Origin of the sequence: Methylomicrobium lacus LW14, assembly GCF_000527095.1 — a bacterium.
GTDB lineage: Bacteria > Pseudomonadota > Gammaproteobacteria > Methylococcales > Methylomonadaceae > Methylomicrobium > Methylomicrobium lacus.
On record NZ_AZUN01000001.1, the window covers coordinates 790705 to 807214 of the forward strand.

Annotated in this window: 16 protein-coding genes; 7 read left to right on the top strand and 9 right to left on the bottom strand. The window is 55.8% G+C overall.

Annotation, left to right across the window (positions count from 1 at the left end; genetic code table 11):
- Nucleotide 1: 1 nt before the first annotated feature.
- Genes METLA_RS0103510 through METLA_RS0103525 form a run of 4 tightly spaced genes read left to right on the top strand, consistent with a single transcriptional unit; the run spans nt 2 to nt 2875 of the window.
- The gene (locus METLA_RS0103510; RefSeq protein WP_024297236.1) at nt 2–748 is read left to right on the top strand and encodes a cobalamin biosynthesis central domain-containing protein; all 747 of its coding nucleotides are present in this window, start codon (nt 2–4) and stop codon (nt 746–748) included.
- Complete coding sequence (locus tag METLA_RS0103515; protein WP_024297237.1) at nt 748–1146, top strand: cobalamin biosynthesis protein; 399 nt, start codon at nt 748–750, stop codon at nt 1144–1146. The genes METLA_RS0103510 and METLA_RS0103515 overlap by 1 nt, the downstream gene beginning before the upstream one ends.
- Nucleotides 1147–2526 carry a precorrin-3B C(17)-methyltransferase gene (gene cobJ / locus METLA_RS0103520; protein ID WP_024297238.1) on the top strand — a complete coding sequence of 460 codons (1380 nt, stop codon included), beginning with the start codon at nt 1147–1149 and terminating at the stop codon, nt 2524–2526.
- Nucleotides 2519–2875, top strand: a complete 357-nt coding sequence (locus METLA_RS0103525) for a (2Fe-2S) ferredoxin domain-containing protein (protein WP_024297239.1) — start codon at nt 2519–2521, stop codon at nt 2873–2875. The genes cobJ and METLA_RS0103525 overlap by 8 nt, the downstream gene beginning before the upstream one ends.
- A 140-nt stretch (nt 2876–3015) precedes the next feature.
- Here the strand turns inward: METLA_RS0103525 and METLA_RS0103530 are convergent, their stop codons facing one another.
- The 6 genes from METLA_RS0103530 to recA form a co-directional block, all read right to left on the bottom strand.
- On the bottom strand, nt 3016–4236 hold the full coding sequence (locus METLA_RS0103530; protein ID WP_024297240.1) for an aspartate kinase: 1221 nt from the start codon (nt 4234–4236) through the stop codon (nt 3016–3018).
- Nucleotides 4237–4253: 17 nt separating this feature from the next.
- Nucleotides 4254–4517, bottom strand: coding sequence for a type II toxin-antitoxin system RelE family toxin (locus METLA_RS0103535; protein WP_342665893.1), 264 nt, complete (start codon nt 4515–4517; stop codon nt 4254–4256).
- Entirely contained in the window at nt 4510–4737 is a 228-nt protein-coding gene (gene relB / locus METLA_RS0103540; RefSeq protein ID WP_024297242.1) for a type II toxin-antitoxin system RelB family antitoxin, read from the bottom strand. The genes METLA_RS0103535 and relB overlap by 8 nt, the downstream gene beginning before the upstream one ends.
- A 129-nt stretch (nt 4738–4866) precedes the next feature.
- Complete coding sequence (gene alaS / locus METLA_RS0103545; protein ID WP_024297243.1) at nt 4867–7479, bottom strand: alanine--tRNA ligase; 2613 nt, start codon at nt 7477–7479, stop codon at nt 4867–4869.
- A 19-nt stretch (nt 7480–7498) separates the two neighbouring features.
- On the bottom strand, nt 7499–7972 hold the full coding sequence (locus METLA_RS0103550) for a regulatory protein RecX (protein ID WP_024297244.1): 474 nt from the start codon (nt 7970–7972) through the stop codon (nt 7499–7501).
- A 20-nt stretch (nt 7973–7992) separates the two neighbouring features.
- A complete protein-coding gene (gene recA, locus METLA_RS0103555; RefSeq protein ID WP_024297245.1) occupies nt 7993–9024 on the bottom strand; it encodes a recombinase RecA in 1032 nt (343 codons plus the stop codon).
- 137 nt (nt 9025–9161) lie between these two features.
- On the opposite strand from recA, the gene METLA_RS0103560 reads away from it, so the two are divergent.
- The 3 genes from METLA_RS0103560 to METLA_RS0103570 all read left to right on the top strand — a co-directional run bounded on the left by METLA_RS0103560 (nt 9162) and on the right by METLA_RS0103570 (nt 14878).
- Complete coding sequence (locus METLA_RS0103560; RefSeq protein ID WP_024297246.1) at nt 9162–9665, top strand: hypothetical protein; 504 nt, start codon at nt 9162–9164, stop codon at nt 9663–9665.
- Nucleotides 9666–9777: 112 nt separating this feature from the next.
- A complete protein-coding gene (gene secA / locus METLA_RS0103565; RefSeq protein WP_024297247.1) occupies nt 9778–12501 on the top strand; it encodes a preprotein translocase subunit SecA in 2724 nt (907 codons plus the stop codon).
- An 832-nt stretch (nt 12502–13333) separates the two neighbouring features.
- Nucleotides 13334–14878 carry a M4 family metallopeptidase gene (locus METLA_RS0103570; protein ID WP_024297248.1) on the top strand — a complete coding sequence of 515 codons (1545 nt, stop codon included), beginning with the start codon at nt 13334–13336 and terminating at the stop codon, nt 14876–14878.
- Nucleotides 14879–15036: 158 nt separating this feature from the next.
- Here METLA_RS0103570 and METLA_RS0103575 read toward each other — a convergent pair whose 3' ends face one another.
- The 3 genes from METLA_RS0103575 to METLA_RS22435 form a co-directional block, all read right to left on the bottom strand.
- Nucleotides 15037–16041, bottom strand: coding sequence for an ISAzo13 family transposase (locus METLA_RS0103575; RefSeq protein WP_198408442.1), 1005 nt, complete (start codon nt 16039–16041; stop codon nt 15037–15039).
- Entirely contained in the window at nt 15983–16234 is a 252-nt protein-coding gene (locus METLA_RS23125) for a hypothetical protein (protein WP_029646383.1), read from the bottom strand. Before METLA_RS23125 ends, METLA_RS0103575 begins: the two co-directional genes overlap by 59 nt.
- Before the next feature lie 83 nt (nt 16235–16317).
- Complete coding sequence (locus tag METLA_RS22435) at nt 16318–16497, bottom strand: hypothetical protein (protein ID WP_152539361.1); 180 nt, start codon at nt 16495–16497, stop codon at nt 16318–16320.
- Nucleotides 16498–16510: the final 13 nt, after the last annotated feature.

Here is a 16510-nt window from a genome sequence, read left to right on the forward strand (position 1 = left end):
CATGAAAGCAATACAAGAACCCCGCGTCGTGCTGGTCGCGATCACCAAACACGGCCTGTCGCAAGCCTTGCAGTTGGCCGCAAAACTGCCCGACGCGCATCTGGCGGTCTCGGAAAAATTCGCCGCCGGCTTGCCGGCCATCGCCAACCCCATCGAGGTGTTGCCCGGCACATTGAGCGCGAATATCGGCATGCTGTTTGCGCGCTACGACCAGGTGGTGATGTTCATCTCGCTGGGCGCGGTGGTGCGGCTGATCGCGCCGCATCTCAAATCCAAGGACGAAGATCCCGGCGTGGTGGTCATCGACGATGCCGGGTGTTATGTGATTCCGGTGCTGTCCGGTCATGTCGGCGGTGCCAATGCCTTTGCCGAACACCTGGCCGCCTTGCTGGAGGCGCAAGCGGTGCTGACCACGGCCTCCGATGTCGGCAAGACCATTCCGGTAGACATTTTGGGCCGGGAGTTGGGCTGGCAGGTCGAGGCGCCAAAAATCAACATCACCCGCGTCTCGGCGCATGTGGTCAACGAAGAACCGATCGCTTTCGTGCAGGAAGCCGGCGCGCTTAACTGGTGGACTCGGCCGACACCGCTGCCGGGCAATATTCATCTGTTCGAACGTTTCGAGGATGTCGATCTTGACCGCTACCGCGCCGTGTTGTGGGTCACCCGACGCGACATCGCTCAGGCCTGTTGGGACGATCTCGCCGAACGCTTGGTGGTGTATCGCCCGCCGGCAGGACAAGATTGATGGCCGTGATGCTGGGCCTGGGGTGCGACCGCGATACCTCCTTGTCCACAATACAAGCCGCCGTCGATCAGGCTTTGGCCTCGGCCGGTCTCGACCTGTCCGCCGTTGCCGGCATAGCGACCATCGACAAAAAAAACGACGAAGCGGCGATACTGCAGTTGGCAGCCGACCACGGCTGGCCCTTGCATTTTTATAGCGCCGAACGACTGACGCAAGTGCCGGTGCCGAATCCGTCGGAAACCGTGCGTAAATACATGGGGACGCCGGCGGTTGCCGAGGCTGCCGCGTTGTTGGCGGCCAATGCGACGATGCAGGCGTTGCTGCTGGAAAAACACAAATACCGCGGCGCAGACGGCAAAAACGCCACGGTTTCGATTGCAAGCATCAGAAAGGGTTAAATGAAAAAAGGCAAAATTCTGTTGGTCGGCTTCGGTCCCGGCGCCCCGGAACACATGAGCCATCGCGCCCGCGCCGCCATCGCCGAGGCGGATGTGGTCATCGGTTATTCCACCTATATCAAACTGGTGCAGGAACTGCTCGACGGCAAGGAAGTGATCCGCAAGGGCATGACCGAGGAAATCGATCGCAGCGTCGAAGCGTACGAGCAGGCGCGGCAAGGCAAAACCGTGGCGCTGATTTCGTCGGGCGACATCGGCATTTACGGCATGGCGGGCCCCACTTACGAAGTGCTGTTCCAGGCCGGTTGGACGCCGAGCAGTGAGATCACCGTCGAAGTGATTCCCGGCGCAACGGCGTTGAATGCCTGTGCGGCGCTGGTCGGCGCACCGCTGACCCACGATTTTTGTTCGATTTCGTTGTCGGATTTGCTGACGCCCTGGCCGGTCATCGCCCGCCGCCTGGAAGCGGCGGCGCGTGCCGATTTCGTCGTCGCGCTGTATAACCCCAAAAGCGGCCGCCGCACCCGGCAGATCGTCGAGGCGCAACGGATTATGCTATTGCACCGCTCGCCGGATACGCCGGTGGCGATCGTCAAATCGGGCTACCGCCGCCGGCAGGCCATTCAAATGACTACGCTGGCGCAGATGGCCGATTGCGAGATCGGCATGCTGTGTACGGTATTGATCGGCAACAGCAGCACCTTCGTCCGCGAAGGTTTGATGGTCACGCCGCGCGGCTATGCCAACAAATACGATACATTAACCCGCGAAGCCAAAAACGGGGAACAGGCCGGGCGTTCGCTGGCGATGGGCCTGAACGGTTGGCATGCCTGTGTGCGTCGTCATTTGCGGGAAAATCCGGCGGTCACTCTGCGCGAAGCCGGTGCCCATTTCGACGCGCCTCCGGGCGAATTGCTGGCGGCCATTGCCGAAGCCCGGCCCGATGACACCGCGGGCAACATGCAGGCCCGGCTGATCGCGGCCGAGCATCTGGATAGGGTGCTGACAGCAGCCAGGGACTGGGGCAGGCTCAGGGCCGTGGTGCGCAGTGACGCGGCCATCGCCGAAGTGCTGCTGGAAGCAAAAGATTTTACCCGCAAAGGCTCATGGCTGAATCTGGCCGGCGAGCATTGTCATTTGCATGTCGATACCGGCCGCATCGCCAGCGCCTGGTTTTTCAGTCAGGCCGGCCAACAGTGCGGCCTGTATTTTATCGACGCCTGCGGCGCATGGATCTGTTCGCTGTTGCTGGTTAAATCGGGCGATCGCTTCGACCAATGCGCGCTCGACAGTTTCCAGCAAGCCTTTGAACAGTACGGTCAAGCGCTCGATAGTGGTGTTACAGATAACGAATCCGAGGAGATTACCCGCGATGAATGACATGCCGTTACCGGAAAAACCCAAAATGGGCGATTACAAACGCCATCTGCTGGTCTGTACCGGCCCGCGCTGCACGCAAGACGGCGAATCGCAAGCGCTGTTCGACAGCCTGGGAGCAAAATTCAAGGCGGCGGGACTGGATCAGGGGGCGTTGCGGGTCAAGCGCACACGCACCACCTGTTTTGCCACCTGTAAGGCCGGGCCGATCGTCTGCGTCCAACCGGACGGCATTTGGTATTACCATGTGACCGCCGTCAATCTCGACCGCATCATAGAGCAGCATTTGCTCGGCGGCGTGCCGGTCGAGGAACTGATTTTTCATCGCGGCCCCGGTTGCGAACATGGCTGACAGCACGCCTTGATGAAAATATCAAGAAATTTCCGAGGCATGGGTGTTCCAAATCGATGGACATTCGGAAATCAAAGGCCGACACCCAATAAATAACGGCTCCGCTTCATGGTGAAACGGAGCCGGAATAACACTCTGACTTACGCCGCCTGATCCAGCTTGAACGCCGCGTGCAGCGCCCGGACCGCCAGTTCCAGATATTTCTCGTCGACGACGACCGAGATCTTGATTTCGGAGGTCGAGATCATCTTGATGTTGATGCCTTCGGCCGCCAGCGTCTGGAACATCGTGTTCGCGATGCCCGCGTGCGAGCGCATGCCGACGCCGACGATCGAAATCTTGACGATATTGTCATCGGCGGTGACTTTTTTCGCGCCGAGTTCCGCGCAGGTTTTTTCGAGCGAGGCCTTCGCGCGCTGAAAATCGTTCCGGTGCACGGTGAAGGTGAAATCGGTCGTTTCGTCTTCGGCGATGTTTTGCACGATCATGTCGATTTCGATATTCAGATCGGCGATCGGGCCGAGGATTTTGGAGGCGACGCCCGGCTTGTCCGGTACCCCGGTGATCGTGAGTTTCGCTTCGTCCCGGTTGAAGGCGATGCCTGAAATCAATGCGCTTTCCATTTGTGTGTCCTCATAGGTAATCAGCGTGCCGTTACCTTCTGTAAATGATGATAATACGCGTAATGCCACGTTATACTTGCCGGCGAACTCGACCGAACGAATCTGCAACACTTTCGAGCCGAGGCTGGCCATTTCGAGCATCTCTTCGAAGGTGATCCGCTCAAGCCGGCGCGCCTTCGGTTCGACGCGAGGGTCGGTCGTGTACACGCCGTCGACATCGGTATAGATCAGGCATTCGTCGGCTTTCAACGCCGCCGCCAGGGCGACTGCGGTGGTGTCGGAGCCGCCTCGGCCCAGGGTCGTGATGTTGTCCTCTTCATCGACGCCCTGGAATCCTGCGACCACGACGACCTTGCCCTGATTCAACTTTGCCCGCATCCGGCTGTCGTCGATGTCGCGAATCCGCGCCTTGGTATGGCTGCTGTCGGTTAGAATCTTGACCTGGCCGCCGGTGAATGAAAACGCGGGGCAGCCGACTTCTTCGAGCGCCATTGCGAGCAGGGCGACGGTGACCTGTTCTCCGGTCGAGACCAGCATGTCGAGCTCGCGCTCATTCGGCTGCTGCTGAATGTCCTTCGCCAGTCCGATCAGGCGATTGGTTTCGCCGCTCATCGCCGATACCACGACGACGATCTGATCGCCCTGGTCGTGCGATTTTTTTACCTTTTCGGCAACGGCCTTGATCCGCTCGACCGAGCCGACCGAGGTGCCGCCGAATTTAAACACATACAGTGCCATTTTTTACCTGTTTAATGTTATTTTGATTTATAAACGCTTTTTCTATTGCCAACCGTCAAGACAAGAATACGTAATTCGCTGTCTTGTATCTCGCAAATGATCCGATAATCCATGACGCGGTAACGCCATAAACCGCCTAAAGGCCCCGTCAATGCCTTGCCGGAACTGCGTGGATTATCCATATTGGCAACACGCTGTTCCAAATAATCGAGAATGGCTTTTGCGGCCTGCTTGTCCAGCTTGCGGAGTTGTTGCTTCGCTGAATCGGCGTAGCTAATCACCCAAACCAAGTTCTTTCCTTATGTCGCTGGCCGAATGGACTTTTTCCGCACCGCTCCTCACCTTTTCCAGCACTTCCGCTGCCAGATAATAATCTTCCAGATCATCAAGGCCGTTTTCAATAATTTCCCGCAAATAATCCGCTTTTGAACGCCCGGTTTGTGTCACCAAAAAATCAAGCCGCCGTTCGGTTTCTGAATTGAGATCAATGGAGATTGGCATGTTTTAAAATCTCTTAGGTGTGTTAGTTGCTCACGCAGAAATATACTGCAATGTATCGATAATATCATCACGCATCATGATTGAACTTCCATGCCGTTCCGGTGGGCGGAAAATCGCCGCCCGCCTGTATCAACCTGCCGTCTGCTCTTGCACCCAGGCCGGAACCCCGGCCAGGGCCTTGGCCAATCCGGTCGGATCGTTGCCGCCCGCCTGCGCCATGTCGGGGCGGCCGCCGCCTTTGCCGCCGACCTGGGTCGCGACGAAATTGACCAGATCGCCGGCCTTGACGCGTCCGACCTGATCCTTCGAGACGCCCGCGATCAGGCTGACCTTGTCGCCTTCAACGGTCGCGAGCACGATCGCTGAACTGCCGAGCTTGTTTTTCAACTGGTCGACCAGATCGCGCAGAGATTTCGGATCGACGCCGTCGAGCTTAACCGCCAGCACCTTGATGCCGTTGACTTCGACCGCGCCGGAACTGAGTTCGTCGCCGGCCGAACTGGCCAGTTTCGCGTTCAGACGCTCAAGCTGTTTTTCCAGGGAGCGGGTCTTTTCGAGCAATTGTTCGACCTTTTCGGCCGCTTTGTCCGGTGAGCTCTTCAATAATCCGGAAATCGAGGCGAGCGCCTTGTCGCGGCTCGCAATCCAGTCGATGCAGCCTTGACCGGTGACCGCCTCGATACGGCGGACGCCGGCCGCAACGCCGGTTTCGCCGATGATCTTGAAGCAGCCGATGTCGCCGGCGCGCTCGACGTGGGTGCCGCCGCACAGTTCGGTCGAAAACTCGCCGATCTTCAAAACGCGCACTTCCGCGCCGTATTTTTCGCCGAACAAGGCCATCGCGCCGGCCTTGACCGCATCGTCCTTCGCCATGATGTCGGCGGTGACCGGCGTATTCAGGCGGATTTGTTCGTTCACGATCCGTTCCAGCTCGGCGATTTCCTCGGTCGTGACCGGCTCGAAATGCGAGAAGTCGAAACGCAGGCGCTCGGGATTAACCAGCGAGCCTTTTTGCGCGACATGGTCGCCCAGAATCTGACGCAGAGCCGCATGCAGGATATGTGTCGCGGAGTGATTCAACTCGGTCGCTTTGCGTTCATTCGCATCGACATGGGCCGCGCAGTCCTGGCCTTGGGTGAATGCGCCGGAGATGACTTTGCCCTTGTGCAGGAACAGATTGCCGCCCTGTTTTTGGGTGTCGGTCACTTCGAATACCGCGCCGTTCACGGTAATTCTGCCCTTATCGCCGACTTGTCCGCCGGATTCGGCGTAAAACGGCGTCTTATCCAGTACGATCACACCTTCCTGGCCGGCCTGCAAGGTTTCGACGGGCTGGCCCTGGGCGTACAGCGCGACGATATGAGATTGATCGGCAAGATGGTCGTAGCCGGTAAATTCGGTTTCGACATCGAGCTTGATGTCCTGGTCGTAGTCGCTTCCGAAATGGCTGGCCGACCGCGCGCGATCGCGTTGCGCGGTCATCGCCGCTTCGAAGCCTTCATGATCGACAGACAAGTCGTGTTCGCGCGCGAAATCGGCGGTCAGATCGACCGGGAAGCCGTAGGTGTCGTAAAGCTGGAACACGGTGTCGCCCGGAATCACCTTGCCTTCGAGCTTGGCGACGCAGGCTTCGAGTATCTTCATGCCTTGTCCCAAAGTTTCGGCGAAGCGTTCTTCCTCTTTTTTCAGGATTCTTTCGACCTGCGCCTGCGAGTTTTTCAATTCGGGGTAGGCATCGCCCATCGCCTCGACCAGCGGCGCGACCAGTTGATAGAAGAAGACGTCGTGAATGCCGAGCCGGTAGCCGTGACGAATCGCGCGGCGGATGATCCGGCGCAGCACATAGCCGCGGCCTTCGTTCGAAGGCAGTACGCCGTCGGTAATCAGGAACGCGCAGGAGCGGATATGGTCCGCGATCACCCGCAGCGAGCTTTGGTTCAAGTCGTCGATGCCGGCCAGTTTTGCCGCCGCCTTCAGCAGCTTCTGGAATAGGTCGATTTCGTAATTGCTGTGCACGCCTTGCGAGACCGCCGCGATCCGTTCCAGCCCCATGCCGGTATCGACCGAAGGCTTCGGCAGCGACGTCAGGGTGCCGTCGGCGGAGCGGTCGTACTGCATGAATACCAGGTTCCAGATCTCGATGTAGCGGTCGCCTTCCTCATCGGGAGAGCCCGGAGGGCCGCCCGGAATCGATTCGCCGTGGTCGTAGAAGATTTCGCTGCACGGGCCGCAGGGGCCGGTGTCGCCCATCGACCAGAAATTGTCTTTTGCGCCGATTCGTGAAAAGCGCTTAGGGTCGACGCCGACATCGTTCAGCCAGATGCTTTCGGCTTCGCTGTCTTCTTCGAACACGGTCACCCATAATTTTTGCGGCGGGATCTCCATTTCCTGGGTCAAGAATTCCCAGGCGAAATGAATCGCATCCTTCTTGAAATAATCGCCGAAACTGAAGTTGCCGAGCATTTCGAAAAAGGTATGATGCCTTGCGGTATAGCCGACGTTCTCCAGGTCGTTATGCTTGCCGCCGGCGCGCACGCAGCGCTGGCTGGTCGCCGCGCGGGTAAAGTCGCGTTGCTCGCGTCCCAAAAACACATCCTTGTACTGCACCATGCCGGCGTTCGTGAACAACAGGGTAGGGTCGTTGCCGGGAATCAGCGAACTGGACGGCTCGATCGTATGTCCGCGTTGGCGGAAAAATTCCAGGAAGGCGGAGCGCAGTTCTGCGCTGGTCAACTTTTTCATAGGTTATGCGGTTAAAAGGCTAAAAAGTGTTCGAGATGTTTTTCAATAAATCGGCAATCATTGCGTTGGTAAAGCCGCGCTGTAACAAAAACCGGCTGCGTTTCGCCCATTCATTCCGATTCGGAATCGGGTCGTTGCCGTACTTCTTACTATAAATCTGCTGCAAAAGCGCCATCCAGCCGCCGGCGACCGATTCGGCGAGCGCTTCGAGATCAAACAGGGGAGTCTTGCCGAGATCGATGCCGTGTTGACGCAGTTCATAGGCGATAAAAGTCGGGCCGTAACCTTTCAGGATCCGCGAACGCGCATAGCTTTCCGCGTAACGCGCATCGCTTTGCCAGTTCTCTGCGCTCAATTCTTCCAGGATCGGCTCGATGCTTTCCTTGGCAAAGCCTTTGACGGCCAGTTTTTGCAGCAATTCTTTTCGGCTGTGCTCGCGTCCGGTCAACAGGCGCAAGCATTCAGCCCTGATTTTGGCGTCCGCCTGATCCACGTAAAGTCAGAGCGCAGGCTTCAATCGTCGTCGAGTTCGGGCTTAGCCGAAACCGGCAGCGTCTTGCCGAAGGCTTCCGCGCGTATTTTCGCTTCGATTTCGCTGGCCTTGTCCGGATGCTCTTTCAGATACAGCTTCGCGTTGTCCTTGCCCTGGCCGATCTTTTCATCGCCATAGCTGTACCAGGAGCCGGCTTTCTGGATGAACCCGAAATTGACGCCGAGATCGACTAACTCGCCAAAGAAAGAAATGCCTTCGCCGTACAGAATCTCGAATTCGGCCTGCTTGAACGGCGGCGCGACCTTGTTCTTGACGACCTTCACGCGCGTCTCGTTGCCGATTATTTCTTCGCCCTTCTTGACCGAGCCGATCCGGCGAATATCGAGCCGTACCGATGCGTAAAACTTCAGCGCGTTGCCGCCGGTCGTGGTTTCGGGGTTGCCGAACATCACGCCGATCTTCATTCGGATCTGGTTGATGAAGATTACCAGCGTATTCGAACGCTTGATGTTCGCGGTCAGTTTGCGCAACGCCTGCGACATCAGCCGCGCCTGCAGGCCCATGTGCGAATCGCCCATGTCGCCTTCGATCTCGGCCTTCGGCGTCAGCGCCGCGACCGAATCGACCACGACGATGTCCACCGCGCCGGAGCGCACCAGCATGTCGGTGATTTCGAGCGCCTGCTCGCCGGTATCAGGCTGCGAAACCAGGAGGTCATCGACATTCACGCCGATTTTTTCGGCATAACCCGGGTCCAGCGCGTGTTCGGCATCGACGAACGCGGCCGTGCCGCCGAGTTTTTGCACTTCGGCGATCACCTGCAAGGTCAGCGTGGTTTTGCCGGATGATTCCGGCCCGTAGATTTCGACGATCCGTCCGCGCGGCAAGCCGCCGCAGCCAAGCGCAATGTCCAGCCCCAAAGAGCCGGTCGAAACGACCTCGATGTCCCGAGACGCCGCCACATCACCCATCCGCATCACAGAGCCCTTGCCGAACTGCTTCTCGATCTGCATCAATGCCGCGCCGAGCGCTTTCTTTTTGTTTTCGTCCATTGCCTATGTCCCGTGCTGTCGTGGTTTAACGAAGTGCCGCTTAATTAAATGGAGTATTATTACATACGGGTACCGGTTCGGGTAGTGCTGATTTGGGATTACGCGCCGGATTGATTGCGGCATTGCATACGTTCATCATGTTTATTTATTCGTTGTCTATCCTGTTCAATCAGATCAATTTATTGAGCCCGGCCGAGGCCTTGTTTATCATGGCCGGGCTGTTTGTGATCGTGTGGGTTCTGGCGCCTACCCCGGAGGGCGCGTTTCGGCCATTGTCTTTCGATAATTATTTGTTTTCGTGCTGGGTAGGCGGGCAGGGGCTAAGCACCGTATTTTGGCCGTTCTTCGGGGTGTTGAATGCCGCGTTGTTCAGCGCGGATTGGCTGGTCAAATCGGGACAGTTGACCGTGTCGAGCTGGGATGACGTGCATTTTGTCCTGCTGCTGCCGATCATCTGGTGGACGGTGTCGATCTGGCGCTGTTCGCCGAATGCCCGCTTCCGTTGGCAGGGCGCCGGCGCGCGTTTCATCACGGTCGCCGTGTTTTTGGAGTACGCCTTGAAACTGTACATCCGCGCCGAATATCCGCGTCTCTTCTTCAATTGCGAGGAACTGCTGTTGGATTACGGCAGTTGTTTTTAGCGCAAGCCGATCGCCTTCGTTGCCGATGGGTAATCCCCATTGCTATAAAAAAAACGGCAAAAAGGTTATAATCAGGGTTTTTGATTCACAATTACTAAATTTCGGAAATAACATGCTGGGTAAGCTGGTCAAATTTGTTGTAGGGAGCCGAAACGACAGGCTGATTAAAAAGAAAAGAAAGTTGGTCAAAAGGATCAATGATTTATCTTCTGAGTATGAAAAACTGTCGGATCAAGATTTAAAGGCGAAAACACAGGAATTTCGCGACCGGCTTACACAGGGCGAAAAGCTCGACAACCTGATTCCGGAAGCCTTCGCGACGGTTCGGGAAGCGTCGTCGCGGGTCTTCGGCATGCGCCATTACGACGTGCAGTTGATCGGCGGCATGATCCTGCATGACGGCAAGATCGCCGAAATGAAGACCGGCGAAGGCAAGACGTTGATGGCGACGTTGGCGGCTTACCTGAATGCATTGCCGGGACGCGGCGTGCATGTGGTCACCGTGAACGATTACCTGGCGCGCCGCGACGCCGAATGGATGGGGCGGCTGTACGAATTCCTGGGCATGACCACCGGCGTGATCATCAGCCAGATGGATTATGACGTCCGCCGTCATTCGTATTCCTGCGACATCACTTACGGCACCAACAACGAATTCGGCTTCGATTATCTGCGCGACAACATGGCGTTCAGTCTCGAAGAAAAAGTCCAGCGCGAACTGCATTTTGCGATCGTCGACGAGGTCGATTCGATCCTGATCGACGAGGCGCGGACGCCGCTGATCATTTCCGGGCCTTCCGAAGAAAGCTCCGAAATCTATATGAAGGCCAATGCGATCATCCCTTTCCTGACCAAACAGGAAAAAGAAGGTGAGCCCGGCGATTTTTCGCTCGATGAAAAAACGCGTCAGGTGCATCTGACCGAGGAAGGCCATGAACGCGTCGAACGGCTGATGGTCGAGCACGGCCTGATGGTCGAGGACAGCAGTCTTTACGACGCCTCGAATATCCGTCTGATGCATTATCTGAGCGCCTCGTTGCGCGCCCATGTGCTGTTTAAAAAGGACGTGCATTACATCGTGCAGAGCAATCAGGTGATCATCGTCGATGAATTCACCGGCCGCATCATGCCGGGCCGGCGCTGGTCCGAAGGCCTGCATCAGGCGGTCGAGGCCAAGGAGCATGTACCGATCCAAAGCGAGAACCAGACGCTGGCGTCGATCACCTTCCAAAACTATTTCCGGCTTTACCACAAGCTCTCCGGTATGACCGGCACCGCCGACACCGAAGCGTTCGAGCTGAACAAAATTTACGGACTCGAAGTGGTCGTGATTCCGACACACCGGCCGTTGATCCGCAAGGATATGGGCGATCTGGTTTATTTGACCGCCGCGGAAAAATACCAGGCGGTTGCCGAAGACATCAAACGCTGTGTCGAACGCCAACAGCCGGTTCTGGTCGGCACCACCTCGATCGAAAATTCGGAGCTGCTTTCCTCCTTGTTGCAACAACAAGGCATTCCGCATGAAGTGTTGAATGCGAAGCAGCATGAACGCGAAGCGCATATCATCGAACAGGCCGGCAAGCCCGGCGCGGTTACGATCGCGACCAATATGGCGGGCCGTGGTACCGACATCGTGCTCGGCGGCAATCTGGACGCCGAGCTGAAAGTCTTGGGCCCCGATGCGACCGACGAAGAAAAAGCGCATGTGCGCGGCGTCTGGCTGGATCGCCATAATGAGGTGATTGCGAGCGGCGGTCTGCATGTGATCGGCTCGGAGCGCCACGAATCGCGGCGTATCGACAACCAGCTCAGAGGCCGTTCCGGCCGTCAGGGCGATCCGGGATCTACGCGCTTCTATCTGGCGCTCGAAGACGATCTGATGCGTATCTTCGCTTCCGACCGCGTTGCGGCCTTGATGGCCAAGCTCGGCATGGGCAACGGCGAAGCTATCGAGCATCCGTGGGTGACCCGGGCGATCGAAAACGCACAGCGCAAGGTCGAAGCGCGCAACTTCGATATCCGTAAGGAAATTCTGGCTTACGACGATGTCGCGAACGATCAACGCAAAGTCGTTTACTCGCAGCGCAACGAGCTGATGGCGGCCGAAGAAATCTCAGACATCATCACCGCGATCCGGAAAGATGTGATCAACAATGTGATCACTCAATACATCCCGCCGCGTTCGATGGAAGAGCAATGGGATATCGCCGGGCTCGAGGAGCATATCCAGCAGGAATTCCATGTCGAGGTTCAGATTCGGAAAATGCTCGACGAGGATCGTAAACTGCAGGAAGAGTCGCTGCGCGCGCGCATCGTCGAGGCGATGGAGCAGGCGCATAAGGACAAGGAAAAGAAGATCACTCAGGGCGTCATGCAGCATTTCGAAAAATCGGTGATGTTGCAAGTGCTGGACAACAGCTGGAAGGAGCATCTGGCGGCGATGGACTACCTGCGTCAGGGCATTCATTTCCGTGGCTACGCGCAGAAAGATCCGAAGCAGGAATATAAGCGCGAAGCGTTCGAAATGTTCACGCATCTGCTCGATCACATCAAATACGAAGTGATCACTATATTGTGCAAGGTGCAGGTCAGACAGGAAGAAGATGTCGAAGCCATCGATGCACAAAGACAAGCGCAGGCGCCGAAGGAATTGCATTTCGAACATGCCGAGGCGCCATCTCTGGATGCGGCCGAGCAGGAACCTGAAGAGGCTGAAAACGACCCACTGGCTGCACAGCCGTTCGTTCGTTACGGCGATAAGGTCGGCCGGAATGATTTATGCCCTTGCGGTTCAGGCAAGAAGTATAAGCAGTGCCATGGGAAGGTAAGCTAACTATTTCAAGCTCAAGTCAAACACCTCCGGCAAAGCTGGAGGTATGATTATCTGAACTGCGCAAAGCGGATTCACTGACGAGCCACCTGCAGGTGGTTCGTCTCATATATAAAATCCCGTTGCTTTCTCTTGGCCTTCTTCGCGGTATTAAGACGGTAAGCATTTGACATCTCTTATCTCTGGCTAGCATTTTTCGCGAATGCTGAAAAGAGATCTGCCGGCTTCAGCAATGAAAAGTAAGCTGTTCGCCTCGCCTTCGGCGACCCGCGTACGTCCTGTCCGCCACGAAGTTACCCTTTTTTGCTATGCCAGCACAATGACTTGGCGCCGTGCAGGATGGCCTCGTATTTGACTTCGCTCTCGCTCTAACTTCGTAAAATTCCCGGCCCACGGCTTCAGCAGGGAAGGGTTATCTCGCTCCATCCAATCTCCATTCGCAAGTCTTCTCGCCTGTTCCACGGTGTAGCGTGCTGAGCTGTTTTGGATTTTAGAGGCTTATGATGATTGTTAGGTTTGCGTTTCCTCTCAAATCCTGATGAGTATCTTGAAATGCCTTAGTCATGATTAACGGTTGGGATGATGCCGAGATGAAGGCGGTGGGATGTATCAATTAAGTAGTACATAAGGACCATATATTTTCATAGCCTATAGGTGTAGCTTAATAATGCATTAAGAAGATTGCGGCTAGTACTGCGCTTGGAGTGCAAAAAAGACCAAAGCATAGTGCCTTACGTTTTGAGATGGATCGGCGGTATGGGTAATGACTTAATGTTTTAGTAAAAATTTTCAGGGATCGAGGCTAAGTCAATCATTTTATTTGAGGAATTTACTTATGAAACTCAAGAAATTATTTGTCTCAATGATGATAACCCTGACAACGGGATATGCTACTGCAGCCTGGGCCGTCAGCAACCATGATCCGGTAAAACGCGCACTAGGCCATATCAAGGCCCATGGTCAGGCGGTTGAAAAATCATCTGGCGATCAGTTTTTCGTTCGTGATGTCATAGTGGACAGGGACGGCGGGCAACATGTGCGTTTTGACCGTACATACAAAGGGCTCAACGTGATAGGAGGCGACGTCGTTGTGCATTCCCGAGGCAATGGCGCCTTTATCTCGGCCTCCCACACCCTCAAGCATGCTATCGATGTCGATACGCAGGCCCATGTGGACGAAACCGATGCCATCGATTTGGCTGAGATGGAGTTCGATGCGACCGGCATTCGCAATGCCTCATCTATCAGTAAACTGGTCGTCTATACACGCGATGAAGATCCTGTGCTTGCTTGGGATGTCAAGGTGTTGGGTAGTAAGGATGATGGAACGCCAGCGGAAGTCCATTACATTATCGGCGCCAATGCTCCGCAGCTACTCGATCATTGGGATGATATTGAAACTAGCAGCTCTGACGGGAATGGGGATAGTTTTTTTAATGGAACCGTCGCGGTGACAACGGATTATAGCAGCAGCTCCAACAGTTATTCTCTGAGAGATCCTTCTCGTGGTAACCAATACACCGTCGATATGAAAAACAAACAAGGAGGTAGCGGTAGTCTCTTCGCCGATGCAGACAATGCATGGGGTAACTTCCTGCTTACAGACCGAGCGACGGTTGGCGTCGATGCTCAATACGGAACGGCGATGACTTGGGACTACTTCAAGAATGTGCATGGTCGAACTGGCATCGCCAATGATGGAAAGGGGGCATTTAACCGCGTGCATTATGGAAGAAACTATAACAATGCCTTCTGGTCCGACGGCTGCTTTTGCATGACCTATGGCGACGGCGATGGGACAACGTTTAATCCTTTCGATTCGCTGGATGTCGCAGGACATGAAATGAGTCACGGCGTAACCTCGCGCACCGCTAACCTGACGTACTCAGGCGAATCGGGCGGATTGAACGAAGCCACTTCCGATATTTTCGGCACGATGGTGGAGTACTATGCGAATAATGCTCAAGACAGGCCCGACTATCTAATCGGTGAAAAACTTTATAAGAGCGGAACCAAGGCGCTTCGTTATATGCACAATCCGAGTCTCGACGGCAGATCGGCAAGCTGTTGGAGCAGTTCGGTAGGCAGTCTCGATGTCCACTACTCCTCTGGCGTGGCTAACCATTTCTTTTATCTGCTGGCCGAAGGCAGCGCAGCGATTCCGGCAAGTCCCACCTGCAATGGCTCATCAGTGACCGGGATTGGTCGGGATGCAGCGCAGAGAATCTGGTACCGGGCGCTCACCGTCTATATGACCTCCTCGACGAACTATGCGGGAGCGCGTGCGGCGACTCTTGCCGCGGCAGGGGATCTTTTCGGCTTGGAGAGTGCTGAAAAAGCAACAGTCGCTGCCGCCTGGAGCGCGGTTAACGTGAATTAAGACAGAGGATAGCAACATGAACAAAATCAATTTCTCAAATAAGCGGGTTTGGGGCTCGCTAAAAAATAAGGTTTCAGGGTTGATGCCGTTTTTCTTGTTTTTATCGTTGTGTTCAGGAAGCCTAAGGATTTGCTCAAAAATAACTTCCCGAAACGCTCCTACGGAAAAGCCCGATAATTCCAACGAGGAAGATGTTTATCAAAAACGATCCTGATGTTTTCGAGGAAATCCGTAGCACATTTTTTCCCGGTCTCATAAACGCCCGCCAACACCTCCACCGTGACCTTCAGTCCGGTGGACGTTCTTGCCTGTTCCATGAACTGCTTGGCAATGGCGAGCGAATGAAAGACGATGCCTTGGCAGGCGCGGGTGATGTGCGGAAACAGGCGATGTTCAATCGGATTATGTTTTGAGCAATACGGCGGATAATGCGCAATGCGAATTTCCAGCCCCAATTGGGTCGCCAGCGCCTGCAACGCTTCCTTGAACACATGGCGATTGGCAGCATTACTGCCGCCGCCATCGCAGAGGATGAGCAACCTGCGCGCTTCGGGATAGTGCCGGTTGCCGTGCCGTTGCCACCATTGGGCAATGCTGGCACAGCACAATTCGCTGGTATCGTGGCTGGTGTTGAGGTGTATCGTGCCTTCGTTCCGCGCTAAATCATAGAGCCCATGCGGGATCAATTTTCCGTTGCCGACGCTAGGAAAATCATGGTCCAGGGTGTCGACCGGCACCTGCGTGTAGGTGTAACCGTCGCGGGCGAAATCGCCCAGCAGTTCTTTCTTTTTGGTATCGATGCTGAGCACCGGATCGCCTGCGCTCAGATACGCGTCTTTGAGCCGGGCGATGTTTTCGAACTGGGCATTGCGGTCAGGGTGAGCCCCCAACGCCTTTTTCTTGCGCGCTTTACGCCGACCTAATTTGTGTTTTTTCAACAGTTTGCGCACCGTGTTCGGGCTGACCGGCGTCGCTTTCGCGCCCAAGCGCCGACTGATTTCGCCACACGACAGATTCGTCCACAAGACGCCTTCGCGCATCGGGTCGCCGGCGGTGAAGTCCGCCAACAGGTCGAGAAAGTGAGTCTCCAACTGCGCCGATTGCTCAAGCGCCGTTTTCCGGCCCCCACCTTTTTTTTCGGACCCGATCCGCTGCCGGGTCATCGGTCGCGTCGAGTTCCAACTGGCCCCGGCGGATGGTCTTGGGGTCCAGGGCAAATAGTCGGGCGATATAATCAATGCCGCCATGCCCCAGCTTGGCGGCTTCTATGCCGGCATAGCGGCGCCTATCTTTCTCGGATAGGCTCGCAAAAAGGCGTTGCATTTTGACTTCTATTGCAGGCTCGTAACCAATCATGTCCTGTTGGGATTTGCGTTGTCGATGGCGTGTTATTATCCGCTAATTCACTTTCATTTAGGGAAGTTGTTTTTGACGAAATCCTAGGCGCGCGCGGCATCGTTGACGGCCGTTTCATCGGCTTTCAGGCAGACAGCGCTCTGCGCGAACGATGCGCGAGCAAATAATAAAAAGTGGAGTAGGTAGAATTTCAGCATGGCGAGCGCCATACATAATGGCAATGTACGGCTTTGCACGCCGATGACCGCAATTGACAGTTTCACGCGCGCAGTTACG